Source organism: Gimesia fumaroli (assembly GCF_007754425.1).
Taxonomy (GTDB): domain Bacteria; phylum Planctomycetota; class Planctomycetia; order Planctomycetales; family Planctomycetaceae; genus Gimesia; species Gimesia fumaroli.
In genome coordinates this window covers 2,576,650-2,590,697 of sequence record NZ_CP037452.1, presented here as the reverse complement: position 1 = coordinate 2,590,697, position 14,048 = coordinate 2,576,650, and the positions used below count along the sequence as shown (strand labels likewise).

The 14,048-nt window shown below is 50.8% G+C and carries 7 protein-coding genes; 3 read left to right on the top strand and 4 right to left on the bottom strand.

Going from position 1 to position 14,048, the window contains the following annotated elements; all coding sequences use genetic code 11:
* Nucleotides 1-14 precede the first annotated feature (14 nt).
* A complete protein-coding gene (locus Enr17x_RS09935; protein ID WP_145308258.1) occupies nt 15-3,356 on the bottom strand; it encodes an efflux RND transporter permease subunit in 3,342 nt (1,113 codons plus the stop codon).
* Entirely contained in the window at nt 3,346-4,461 is a 1,116-nt protein-coding gene (locus Enr17x_RS09930) for an efflux RND transporter periplasmic adaptor subunit (protein WP_198001077.1), read from the bottom strand. Before Enr17x_RS09930 ends, Enr17x_RS09935 begins: the two co-directional genes overlap by 11 nt.
* 793 nt (nt 4,462-5,254) lie before the next feature.
* Here Enr17x_RS09930 and Enr17x_RS09925 point away from each other — a divergent pair.
* Nucleotides 5,255-8,908, top strand: coding sequence for a hypothetical protein (locus tag Enr17x_RS09925; protein ID WP_145308254.1), 3,654 nt, complete (start codon nt 5,255-5,257; stop codon nt 8,906-8,908).
* 59 nt (nt 8,909-8,967) lie between these two features.
* Here Enr17x_RS09925 and Enr17x_RS09920 read toward each other — a convergent pair whose 3' ends face one another.
* The gene (locus Enr17x_RS09920; protein WP_145308253.1) at nt 8,968-9,243 is read right to left on the bottom strand and encodes a hypothetical protein; all 276 of its coding nucleotides are present in this window, start codon (nt 9,241-9,243) and stop codon (nt 8,968-8,970) included.
* A 217-nt stretch (nt 9,244-9,460) separates the two neighbouring features.
* On the opposite strand from Enr17x_RS09920, the gene cls reads away from it, so the two are divergent.
* A complete protein-coding gene (gene cls, locus Enr17x_RS09915; protein WP_145308250.1) occupies nt 9,461-10,903 on the top strand; it encodes a cardiolipin synthase in 1,443 nt (480 codons plus the stop codon).
* 21 nt (nt 10,904-10,924) lie between these two features.
* Here the strand turns inward: cls and Enr17x_RS09910 are convergent, their stop codons facing one another.
* Nucleotides 10,925-12,139 (bottom strand): anion transporter, encoded by a 1,215-nt coding sequence (locus Enr17x_RS09910; RefSeq protein WP_145308248.1) that lies wholly within the window; start codon nt 12,137-12,139, stop codon nt 10,925-10,927.
* 371 nt (nt 12,140-12,510) lie between these two features.
* Here Enr17x_RS09910 and Enr17x_RS09905 point away from each other — a divergent pair, with 371 nt between their 5' ends.
* The gene (locus Enr17x_RS09905; RefSeq protein ID WP_232101007.1) at nt 12,511-13,941 is read left to right on the top strand and encodes an MFS transporter; all 1,431 of its coding nucleotides are present in this window, start codon (nt 12,511-12,513) and stop codon (nt 13,939-13,941) included.
* The last annotated feature ends 107 nt before the right edge of the window (nt 13,942-14,048 follow it).

Genomic DNA, 14,048 nt, shown 5'->3' with positions numbered 1-14,048 from the left:
CCGCAACGCCGCGATCAGGCACCGGTTTCAGGTGCCGGAGCTGTCTGCTCCGTTTCTTCGCGCTGATACAGCAACCAGTAGGTCACCGGGATCACAATCAGTGTGAACATGGTTGATGTCAGAATGCCGAAAATGATTGCCCAGGCCAATCCGGAAAAGACGGGATCGAGCGTGATCACCCAGTTCGCCAGCAGCGTGGTGCCGGCCGTCAAAAGAATTGGTCGCGTGCGAACCGCGACCGAGCGGACGACCGCTTCCTGCAGCGGGAACCCTTCTTTTCGCGCCAGGTGAATAAAATCAATCAGCACGACCGAATTCCGCACCACGATTCCCGCCAGCGCAATCATGCCGATCATGGCCGTTGCCGTGAAGAAAACTGGATTGGGATGCCCGCCCACCGGCACATCCATGATCACATTCAGCAACCAGAAACCGGGCAAAATGCCGATCAATGTCAGCGGGATCGCCAGCATGATCAACACCGGCAGCGTCCGCGAGCCGGTTTGAAACATCAAAATAATAAAGATACTCAATAGTGCGGCTGCAAACGCGAAGCCCAGATCTCGAAAGACATCCAGGGTAATCTTCCATTCCCCTTCACCTGCCCAGTTCACGGAATAGCCGGCGGGGATCGACCAGGCAGCCCCGCCGCCGGGAGACAACCAGGTACGGTTCTCCACAGGTCGGACCTCAGCTGCGCTCTGTGCGGGTTCTGTCTGTCGATCCATGTCGACATCCAGAATCGCATCGGCGGGCGGTCGACCGGCGACTTCCGCATACACATAAACGACGCGTTTCAGGTTTTTATGATAGATGGTTTTGTCTTCGAGTGTTTTTTTGAATTTTCCGAGCGCCCCCAGTTGCACGACCTGACCTCCGCTCCCCTGCACATAGAGTTCTTCCAGATCATCAATCGCAGACCGGTTGGAGCGAGGCAGCTTGAGTTCGATCCATAGCGGCTCCACCTCATGCGGCAGATGCAAGACCGTTGATTTATCTCCGTTGAGCGCGATGCGAATGGTTTCCGCGACCGCTTCTGTGGAAATTCCTGACAGCGCCGCCTTGGGTTTATCGACGTCAAACACCCAGCGGATCTGATCGTCCTCGGCACTCAAGTCGACATCCACCATACCCGGTTCGCCAGCCAGGCGACCTTCCACTTGACGGGCCACATCAATTAGATCTGCATACGTTTTTCCCGGAGGCCCATAAACTTCCGCAGTAATCGTCGACAATACCGGGGGCCCCGGCGGTACTTCCACCAACTTTAATTTCGCGCCCAGTGTGTTGGCTAATTCGGTTAAGGGCTTGCGAAGGCGTAATATAATTTCATGAGACTGTGCAACACGATGATCTTTACCGATCAGATTCACACGGATGTCAGCCAGATAAGAGGCGTTTCGCAGGAAGTAATGCCGCACCATTCCGTTGAAATCCATCGGCGATGCCTTCCCTACGTAGATTTCATAATCGCGTACTTCCGAGACACCACTTAAATACGCGCCGACCTGCGTTGCTGCGGCGGCTGTCCGTTCGAGCGAAGTCCCTTCCGGCATGTCGAGCACGACCTGAAATTCATTCTTGTTGTCATAAGGCAGCATCTTGACAGGCACCAGCCGCATGACCGGCAGCGTCATCGCGCCGACGAGCAGTAACACGATTCCGAACAATACCCCCCAGCAATACATCCGCCGGGACAGTATCGGATTGAGAATCGCACGCGACAGTCGATACAGGGGCTGTTTCGTCAGGTCATAAGAATTTTCATTCTCTTCGTCGGTCTGAGAGAGTCGTCTGAGAGAGACCATCGCCAGCCAGGGCGTAATCATAAACGCCACGAATGTCGAAAACGTCACGGTCAGCGGCACGTTTAAAGCCATCGGCGCCATGTAGGGGCCCATCATGCCAGTAATAAATGCCAAAGGCAGAAAGCTAACGATGATCGCCAATGTGGAAAGTATTAACGCGGGGCGCACTTCCTGCACCGCACGCAACACCGATTGCCGCGGCGGTAGAATACGCATCGCAAAGTATCGGGCGATATTTTCGACGTCTGTAATCGGATCGTCAACCAGCAGTCCTAAAGCCAGGATCAGCGCAAACATGGTCACGCGGTTGATCGTATAACCGGCGGTCAGATTGACGAACAAGGTCAGGCTGTAACAGACGGGTATCGCCAGCGCAATCACCAGCGCCGCCCTCCAGCCGATCACAAATCCAATCAGCGCAATCACCGTCAGCACCGCAACGATCAGCCCTTCAACCAGTTCGTTCACTTTTTCATTGGCAGTCTCACCATAATCGCGGGTGATGCGATATTCAACGCCATCAGGAAAGTGGGTGGTAGACAGCTCCTGCAGTCGCTCTTCCACCGCAGCAGCTACCCAGACCGCATTCGTCCCCTTCCGCTTAGCAACGGAAAGATGGACGGCGGGATACAACTGGTCTTCGCTGGCATGCGCTTCATCCGCGGCCCCGAAGCCAATCCAGCTGTAACCTTCGACTTCAGCGGGACCATCCACCACCGTCGCGACATTTTTGAGATAAACCGGCCGGTCTCCCGAAACATTCACCACAATATTTTCCAGATCGGACACATCCTTGATAAACGTGCCCGACTCAACAATAAACTGCTGATCCTGTTGTTCAAATTCCCCCGCCCGGATCATCACATTGCTGACCTTTATCGCATTACGAATCTGCAGGGGTGATGTCTTGTGAGCCGCCAGTCGTTGTGCATCGAGTTCAACACGAATTCGCCGCGGACGGCCGCCGACCACTTCCACACGGTTGGTGTTGGGAATTGCCTGCAGTTCAAGCTGAACTTCTTCCGCAATCCGGCGTAATTCGTGGTCGCTGTGAAGTTCGGGATCTTCACTCCAGAGCGTGGCAATCACAATGGGAACATCATCCACTTCGATCGGTTTAATCACCCACGATGTGACCCCCGGCGGAATCAGATCGGTCGATGAATTGATCTTGTTATACAGCTTTACCAGCGAGTCTTCCCGATCCTCGCCGACATAAAATCGGACTGTGACCACACACTGACCGGGCTTGGACATCGAATACAAGTACTCCACGCCATCAATCTGGTACAGCAGCTTCTCCAGTCGATCTGTGACCTTGGCTTCGACCTCTTCGGCCGACAGGCCGGGCGCACTCACAAAGACATCCGCCATCGGGACCACGATCTGCGGTTCTTCTTCACGAGGTGTCAGCCATAAGGCGGCGGCGCCCAGCATCAGCGAGACAATGATCAGCAGAACCGCCACGTCGCCGCGCAGGAAGACTTCGACCACACGCGTCAGGAAACCAACATTTTCGTCGGAAATCTCATCCAGCTTATTTGTCATCGGTGCTGGACTCCTTCGCTGGAGAATTCGGTTTCAGAATCACCTGCTCTCCCGCCTGAAGGCCGCTTAAGACCTCCTGGCGACCGGGAATGCCGACTTGTCCGGTTTTGATAAAGCGTCGTTCCAGAGTTCCATCGGGACGAAGCACATTCACAAATTCGAGCTGGCCGATGCGCTCGATCGCATCCATATCCAGACAAAGATGCTTGCGACTTCCGGCGGGAATCCGCAGTCGGCCGAACATTCCTTCATACAGATCTTCCGAACGAGGCAAACTTGCTTTAACCAGAAACGAGCGACTGGGCGCATCCGCCTGAGGCACAATTTCGTCAATCGTCGCGTTTAACTCACGGTTCAATGCATCCACATAGACCTTGAGTTCATCCCCGGGCCTCAGTTTGACGGCCAGATGCTCCATCACTGGTGCTTCGAGCCTCAAGGAAGTCGCGTCATATAATACCAATAGCGGCGCCCCCGGATTCACGATGTCTCCCGGTTCGGCCAGCCGATCCACAATCCGACCATTCTTCGCCGCCTTGATCGTGGTATAGGATAATAAGATTTCCGCTTCCGTAACCGCTTGTTTGGCGCGTGACTCTTCCGCTTTCGCCACTTCCAGTTGCCGCTTCGCCCGATCGAAGTCAGACTTCGTCACCACGTTCTTTCTCAAGAGTGTTTCGACTCTTTTAAACTCTTTTTCTGCTTCGTCACGTGTCGCACTGGCGGCTGCCAGAGATTGTTTGGCCTGACTCAGACGCGCTTGATATTCTTTGGCATCCAGTTCAATTAGCATCTGCCCTTTGGTGACCTGATCCCCGGCTTTTACGTTGATCTTTTCAATCGTCGCCAGGACCTTGGATGCCACAATCGTACGGCTCGATGCTTTGAGCGTTCCGATGGCTTCCTCAACATAAGGCTTCGTTACCTCGTGCACTTCAGATATCGGCTCGGTGGTATGCCGCCGCACACCTCGTTCCTGCCAGTCAGATCCCACTTTCGGCTCAAACATCCCCGACAGCCAGGCGATAGAAAGAACCAGCACGGCAAAACCCGCGACCACCATTAGTATGCGGAAGAAGATGATCAAACCTTTGTGAGCGAACATTAGCTTCATCCTGATTCCCTTAACATTGTTTTTGATCGAACGACTTGAGATGCTGGTTCACTAAAATCCAAATCGGCAGGATGTAACTTATCAGTCCCATTTGCCTCACTGAAGCTCGATTCTTTGGATACGAAAACCAACTCTCATAACCACAAGACATATTATATCGTAACATTGCGATATCTAAACATATAATTATTTTTGATCTTCAAATACCTATGAATTACTGCCAGAAAATACTTGGCATCCCACGCTTATCAATGCCCAAGGATCTCTCTCACTATTTCTGCGATCACTTCTGATCTCTGAAATCGGTAATAATTGACTGTTATCTCTCCTTTTCCGGAAAGATGATCATTTCACTTACACTTCACATCGAAGCAAGATTCAAACGATGAAACTTGCCTCTTGTTAAAATGAGGGATTTATCTGCAATCAGTGAATTCAAGTCGACTATTGTCATCCCAGGCAAACGATCCACTGAATACCAGTGTATCGCATGTATTGAAATGAACAGATCTATTCATTCTACCGATTATTAGCTTTGTAGCAGTCGTATCAATTCTAACGAATATCCGTATTCCGGTCACATGACCTGATGGATGCCAATACAGATCCCTGTCACTTGTGAGTGTCTTAAGATTGGGAGGAATCCGATCAGGTCACTTCGTATCGCAAGTATTTTCACATTAAATATAAAACAAATCGCGCGTCTCTATTTTAACAGGATCGTTAAATCATGAATCGGGTCAGATCGAGAAGAATCGGTGTTTACTGCCTCTTGGCAACATTTATGGCGAACTCAATCATTCCAACGCAGGTTCTCGCCGGAAGCTGGTCATTTTATAAAATTGGAAAATCGACCACGATCGGTGCACTGGCAAAGAAAATCGATCATGTGCAACACCGCCTCGACAAGTTCGGCACGATCGTGGCCAAATCACCGGACGTCTGGGGAGAATCACGCTTGCTGCAACACCGAGACGAATTTGAAAAAGTTATCAAGGAAGATTTAAAAACTTTCGAAGAAACTCTGCAGGGAGCCCAGTCAACACGAGACTCTGCTTTCCTGGCGAGTGCTTTGTCACTGTCCAATGTTTTGGGAACTCCCATCGCCACCCCATCGACCACAGAGGAAGTCAAATCGAACACACAAATTTTTGTTGCCACAGCAGATCAGCTTGTCCCGGATAATACCGCTCTCAATTCTAAAGACAATAACCTGGTTCCCCGATCATCGGGCTTTGGTCCGCAATTTGCGAATGAATTTACAAGTGCGAATTCATCGAACAAGAAACTGAGCATCTCTCTGGAGCCAACGGTTTTCCTGGATCAGAAGAAACGCTATCTGGATCACCTGAATGCCCTGCGCAGGTTGAATGAAGGTGACGACATTGCAGACTCCCCCGGTTACGCATTGAACCTGGTGCGCATTCCCGTTTCCGTCCTGCCAGGCCGCGAAACACGCAAAGGTTACGGTGCGCAAGTCTCAATTACCGTCGATCCCTATGCCAGCGAAGAACTGCTTCCCGAAGCATTTCGCAACTTCGTCATCAACGGTGTCATCAATCGCATCGCACCCACAGTCACAAATGTGATCAACAACGACTCAGAATTTGAAAATCTTGACGAAGCATGGAAGAAATATAGCAAGTCTATAATGCAAAAATCAAACGATTCACAACGCCGTGATGAGCTGAATTTAGAGTATCAGAAATTGCAAGCTTATCAACAGATGGATTCCGCATTGCAAGACGATGAACAATTATCCGCTGTTGAGCAAAAAATCCCCAAAATCAAAAATGAATTGGATCGATTAAACAATTCTGTTAACGACGCACAGCAAACAGAATTAAATAGTTTCAATTCTGTAATGAATGCTTTAGACAATGGGAAAAAGAGCGGACGAGCTGGCGTGATCGAACAGCTTGGCTCGGCTCCCTTTGTCAATTCAAAGCGAGCTTATCCTCCCTCCCTTTCTCAGGCGGTTTCCGGAACATCACTGGCATCAGTAAGCATTTCTGCACACAACCACCTACAAATGAACGGTGAGTTAATCCACTTGGAAGATGTCCGGCGATACCTGATTCTGGAAATCCAGGCGGCCTATGACCTGCTGAGCCAACCCGAACTCACAGAACTCTGGTATGATCACAATTTGATGAACGATATCAAAAACGCCATCATCGAAAATCGAACGGCTCCCGGCGATAAATTCCTTCCCAGAAAACTTTCTTCTTTGCGAAAAGAGTACTACGAACGAGTGAGCTCAGTTTTCCCGGGTGCTAGCTTTTCCCCGACAATTAATATCGGTTGGCATATTTTAGTCGAATCGGTGATGTTAAACGAGCGTCTGATCGAAGACATCAAGTCCGTTTCTGCCAACAAAAACTGCTGCCAGATGCCTCCCGAAGGCCTGGTTTTCTATGGTCCCGAACCGAGCATCGAAGCGCGTGTTGCATTTCAGGATTATATTCGCTGTCGCTGGCCGATTCATGTATTCGCATTAGACCCTGTCACCGATGACCAGAATATCGCTGATTCCTTCAGCCAGCGTCGTGAACTGCAACTGGCTTTAGCGATCGCCGCTTCCAAAGGAATCTTCGGGGCGCAGAGTTTAACACGCTTTGTACGTCGTCTGGAATACGATCTGGAAACCATCCAGTTGAATCGTACCGCGGTCGGCTTTTCTCATGGGAATGATACGTTTGGCTGGCGGTTTTATCCGCGCGTTCAAACTCTCCCCGCGCCAGGTAGTATTACGGCGTTTGGGCAAACTCTGATTGGAGGTCAGTCTCGCGAAAAACGGCTGAAACATCAAATGCTGGAACCGGCGATGCGTGAATGTTCAGCTTTGATCGTGATGCCGTCCTTCATCCCTTATATCACCGTCGATGTGCAAACCAACTGGTTCAAACTAAGTACCAGTTTCACCGGCAAATTTTTGAAACGTCAACCCGATCTCTCCGATGCCGTCGCATTGAGCAAAGATGTCACGAAACTGCGCGAACTGGCCAGCCTGTGTAAAAAAGACGAACACCTATACCGTGATGGAGAAACTCATCGCCTGCTCCGGGCCGTCGAGCAAATAGAACGGCAATTGCCCCTGCAAACGGCGTTTGTCCAAATTCCGTATGAAAATAATTTGAGCGGATTTGAAATCTTCAATAATGGCGTTACCGATCTCGGACCGGAACTCATCGACTGGTATGGCGGCCCCGGAATTGCCGTCGGCGGTCCCAATTATAAGGCCGATCATCAGATCCATGAATTAACGTCAAGTCCGCCAGTAACAAAAACGACACTCGAAAAGCGAACACAATTGGAGATCAATAACCCTCCTACTACTCTGTTCCTGGTTGGAAAGAACTTCACTTCCCTGGGCAATAAAACACGAATCATTGCCGGAGGTGTCGACATCTCTGATTCCAGAGTATTAGTCAGCCGCAATGTAATTCAAGTCACCGTTCCGTCTCATGTCGTTGTTGAAGAATCGGGAGGTAAGGATGTCCAAAAGTATGTTGATGTGCATATCGCGACACCGCATGGTGTGACGAGCCACCTGGAAATTCCAGCAGTGGAACCCAAGGCAACCGCTGCTCAAGCCAGTATCGATGCCAGACTTGCCAAAGTCGAAAAAGAGGTGAAAGAGGCAAAGCAAAATCCACCTTTACAATTCGAATGGTTGACAACCGAAATTGACGGATGTCTCGATCTTGACCCAACGACACGAAACATCAATCTACAGCTCCGGGAAGACCCCCAGATCAAAATAGATACGGAAGTTCTACCGCCTGAAGCACATAGAATCAAACTGTCAGCTAACCTAAAAATCTCCACGGATGATAAAAAAGAAACGACTCTCGTAAAAAATCCGTCGGGACCCAATGCTGAAATTTTCATTGAGGCGGATATCCTGCGCTGGAGAGATCCTCAGACTATGAAATTGATTGCCGGGGTTCAGATCCCCGCATTCACTCTCTCATCTGCAATCGCGGATGCAATTTCCGAAAGCACTCATGTCAATAATGACATTAAAGCAATCAAGCTCAGTGGTACGATCCAGGTCTTTCTAAATGGCTCACTGGATCCGCTACCGATCTACTCAGTCAACAAAAGCCTGACCATCAAACTGGCTCACTGTAAAGAGTGTAAAAAGTGTGACGATGTTAGTGTAGAGCCGGCGACTGAAATGGCACCAGAGTCAAAGAGCTCGGGTTCCGTTCCTCCTGCTCCCTTGAAAGGGAAAACGCCCGTTCAACCGGCGCCGTCAGCGAGCCCCAAAACACCAGCACCACCAGAATTAAAACCCTATGACTCTTCGATACTGTACCCTCCGGTAAGTCGGCCTGTGCGGCACGTCAGCGGCACTCAACAGAAAACGACATCCCAATCCAAATCAGGAGGGGTCACCAGGCTACTTTTTAAGGTCGATTCGGGGCGCTGATCATTTCTTCCAGCACAGTTTGCTGAAAAGACATCACTGATTATAATGAAGATCAAGCATTAATGCCCCTGCGGAAAACAAATCCGCAGGGCAAGTAGAACTGCTAATCCACAGAAAAACGAGACAAAAGCAGCGATATTCTCTCGGACATCGCTGCTTTTTTTAATTTCCGGAATCAAATCCGCCGCACCGATAAACAGATTTTTCCCGCTGCAAACGGCACAAGAAAATCCACATTCACGGTGCCCTAAATGCCATAAACAATCAATCCCCCTAAACCGAAAACAATACTCCAGATCAGCATATCCCTGCGCCAGCAAAAAAATCGTTTTCAATAATTTGATCAGAGTGAGTTCGTGGTTTTATCCTGTTTGTCTCCTGATTCGCAATCAGCATTAAGTAAGTTCAAAGACCGTACCATACTTGAAGTCTTGAACTGGTACCGGCAATGGTGTAAGTTGTCGCAACACAAACTGCAGTAATAATTTACTTACCACACGTTGCTGGCTCCCAGAGTTAAGTGGCTCATACGCGTAGATCAAGGACCGACTTATGGACGTAACCACCATGCTGGTGGAGACTCATATCCTGATTGAGATTCTGCTCATCCTGCGTGTCATCCTCAGGCCGCATCGAGAGCCGACCTCGCGACTGGCCTGGATTGTTGTCATTGTAACGGTGCCGGTCGTCGGCATCCTCGCTTATCTTTTATTTGGTGAAGTGAATATTGGCCGCCGCCGCATCGCACGGATGCGTGAGGTGATCGAGAACCTGCCACCATTTCCAGCAAACGGGGATGTAAAAGAATTACCGGGATTCGTTGAGGTCCCCGATCGCTACGATCATCTGTTTCGCATCGGCCAGTCCATTAGCGGCTTCTCTGCTGCAGATGGAAACGCGGCGACGCTGCTGCCTGATTCGAACGCAACGATCGACGCGATGGTGGCCGACATTGACGCCGCTCAAGATCATGTGCATCTACTGTTTTATATCTGGCTGGCCGACAATAACGGCTGCAAAATTGTAGAGGCGCTCAAGCGGGCTGCAGCACGGGGTGTGACGTGCCGGGCTATGGCTGACGGGCTCGGTTCACGACTGATGATCAAGTCCCCCTATTGGAGTGAGATGACTGAAGCGGGAGTGCATGTCGCGGTTGCACTGCCGATCGGGAATCTGCTTTTGCGTCCATTCGTCGGTCGCATTGATCTGCGCAATCACCGTAAGATTGTGGTGATTGATGGAGACATCACCTACTGTGGCAGCCAGAACTGTGCCGATCCGGAATTCCGCGTGAAACCGAAATATGCCCCCTGGGTAGATGCTGTCATCCGCTTTCAGGGACCAGTCGCACTCCAAAATCAATTTCTGTTTGCCAGCGACTGGATGACTTATGTAAATGAAGATCTAACCAACCTGCTACGTACCCCGGTCCCTCCACAGAAATCGGGTATTCCCGCTCAAGTCATCGGCACGGGCCCCACCGTACGGTATTCTGCCATGCCGGAAGTCTTCGAGTCCCTGATGCACACCGCGCGTCGCGAACTGATCATCACGACCCCGTATTATGTTCCCAACGAATCGATGCAGGACGCACTCTGCGCAACCGCCTATCGAGGCATTGATACCACCATCATCTTTCCTGCCCGCAATGATTCCCGGGTTGTGGCTGCTGCCAGTCGCAGTTATTACGCAGAATTACTGGCGGCGGGCGTCAAAATCTTCGAGTACACCGAAGGCCTGTTACATACAAAATCACTCACTCTGGATGGTGAAGTCACATTGATTGGTTCTGCGAACATCGACCGGCGCAGCTTTGACCTCAACTACGAAAATAACATCCTGTTTTACGATCCCACACTGACCGCCGCCGTTCGAGAACGACAGCAGGAATACCTCGCACATTCCCTCGAAGTCACATCAGAGGATGTGGCAAACTGGTCAATGACACACCGATTATGGAACAATACCGTCGCCATGCTGGGCCCGGTTTTGTGAATTTAAGTACGATCACACTGACTACATTACCAGCCAAAGCCAGCACGCTGCGATGCATAAGGTGAGAAGTGTCACCGGAATCCCGACCCGCGCGTGAGTTTTAAAGCTGATCTCGACGCCGTCCTGCCGTGCCGCTTCCACCACGATAATATTCGCGACGCTACCGACAATGATCAGATTCCCCGCGAGCGTACTGCCCAAAGCAAGCAAAGGCCCTACTTCGGCACCCGGTACGATCTGCAAGAGCAACATGATCGCCGGCACGTTAGAAACCAGGTTGCTCAGAATCGCCGTCGTTACAAACAAGTGAGACGGCTGATCGAGTGAAATGCCCGCGGCTTCCGTCTGGGAAACCAGCCATTTCAAACCGCCGGTCAACTCAAACGACTCATTGATCATAAACAGACTGATAAACAGCACCAAGAGCGGCCAGTCCACCAGTCCCATGACCTTACGGGTATAAAATTTTCGACTCATTAACAGAATCCCCGCCGCCCCCAGTGCCAGCAGTTCGCGCGGCCAGGGCGCAAAGACGAAACACCCGATCAATACGACCAGAATCAGTACACCTTTCCCCGTCTGCCAGCGATCAAAGCGCGTCTCCGTGTCGTCAAGAATTTCTTTTGCTTCAATCAACCACTGCCCCTGATACAAGTGCCTGATCACAGCCCAGACAACCAGTAGTCCCAACAGACAGGGTGGGACTGCGATCAGAAAATAGTGATTAAACGAAAGCTTGAGCGATTCCCCGATCAGAATATTCTGCGGATTCCCGATCAATGTGGTCGCGCTGCCAATATTTGACGCACAGGCGAGTGCAATCAGAAAGGGAACCGGATTCAACTGCTTGCTGAGACACATCCGGGAGAGTAATGGCGCCACAGCCAGACAGACCACATCATTCGTCAACATCGCACTTAAGACTGCTGAGACTGCGATCACAACTCCCAACAGCGTCCCAGGCGCCATTTCGCACATCACTACACGTCGCGTGATCAGAGTATAGAATCCCCCCAGACTAAATTGAGCGGAAACCACCATCAGCCCGAACAGCAGCGCCAGCGTGGGAACATCGATGGCATTCAGTGCCTGCTTCTCACTGAGACTTCCACCAGCCAGTAGCAGGATCGCTCCCAAAAGAGCAGCACCGGTCCGATCGACTTTTAGCCCGGGAATTCCGCCCAGCAGCATACTCAGATAGACGACGATATAGACAACAATGACAAAGGTGCTCATTACCCATCCTGGGTGAAGTGTGAGAAAGCGAAGGCGGATTATAGAAAAATCAAAAAACAACGGTCAAGCTGGTTTTTTTACGCTCTCCAGCGGCTTCGCAGCATAATTTTCTATACACTCATTAAAAATTGAAAAGTGCCCGGTTTTCGCAGTCGCACGATAGAATCACAGTTGCTATGATTCGCTCCTGTCCGCCTGCAAAGAGACACCGATCAACGCAATAGCGCCCGGAATTGCGTCCCCCTTTTGGCTGAATCGACAGCATTCCAAGTGACCACAACCCTGCCGGCTCAAAGAACCCAGGATTTCGTTGCAAATACAATTGGAATGTGTATCCCAACCTAAACCAGATATTCAAGGATAGATGTTTCGTGTGGTCTCTAAAAACGGCGCAACGGGCCATTATCGTGGCTGGTTGCCTCGCGATGATTTACACGCAGTTGACGTTGTCCCCCGCGACGATTGAATTCGCGCGCTCCCTCGGTGCCACCGGCTTGCACATCGGTATTCTTGGTGCCTTACCTACGCTGATGCTGTTCATGCAGTTTGTGGCGGCGGTACTCGCCAATCACCTGCAACATCGCCGCTGGGTCTGGTTCTCATTCTGTATCGTTCAAAGACTGGTCCTGATCCCGGTGGCCGTTGGCCCCTGGCTGTTTCCTGAACTATCCAGTCTGACTCTGCTTTGGGGGCTGATTTTCCTGACGGCCATTAATCATGCCCTGATCCATTTTACCACGCCTTTGTGGCTGTCCTGGATGGGAGATTACCTGCCGCATCAAGGGCTGAACCGTTATTGGGGCATTCGCCAGCTATGGATGTACTGGAGCGGTGCCCTTTCCCTTTTAGGGGGAGCCTTTTTTCTGGCAGAAAGCGGCTTAAATATCCAGCAGGGCTTCGCTGTTTTGATCTGTCTGGGTGGAGTGTTCGGCTTGATCGACATCCTCATCTTTCTCAAAGTAGACGAGCCACTCGTCACCAAAGTCAAAGACCCCAAACTGAAAGAAGTTCTCTTAACACCATTTTACGACAAGAATTTCCGTTCATTTATTTCATTCACCTGCTTTTGGCATTTTGCTGCCATGCTGGGTGCCCCGTTTATCAGTTATTATCTGCTCGATTATATCGGCATGGATGTCTTTCGCCTGCTCTTACTCTGGACCTGTTCCTGGATTGGGGGCGCTCTCTTATCCAAACGACTGGGCTCCATGGCAGAGCACTTCGGGAATCGGCCGATGCTGATTCTGTGTACGGCATTCAAATCGACCAATATGCTCGGCCTGTTATTATTACCCCGAGACCCCACCATTGCTTTCTGGATTATGGTCCCTGTTTTCATCCTTGACTCTCTACTGAATGCGGGAATTGCGATTGCTAATAACGGCTTTATGCTGAAAAATTCACCAGCGGAAAACCGGACCATGTTTATCGCCGCCGGCACAGCCGTCGCTGGCATGGTAGGCGGGCTCACTTCCATCGCAGCCGGTGTATTCCTGGTCCTCAGCTCCGGATGGAACTTCCCGCTCCTGGGCTTCGATTTCAACAATTTTCATATTTTATTCACAATCAGCCTGCTGATGCGACTGGTCGCCGCCGTGCTTGCTCGCACCGTTCGCGAACCGGAATCCCACTGGACCGCCCAAGTCGTGGTACAACTGGTGGGAGTCACCCCGTTTCGGATTCTCCGGTTTCCGGTCGGGCTCTATCGCTCTTTTCGTTCCGACGAAGATCCAGACCAGGCCCTCAAAGCAAAACGGAAGCGGAAACGTCGTGCGAGTTCCGCGAAAAACAAGAAAAGCTAAGCGAAACACCCAATCTGTATGGAAAGCAAAAGGCGCGTCGTGAGGCAGGAACGAAACATCCGCCCACAATAATCCACAGCAGCGGCGTTCTCGACGCCTTTGTTGCC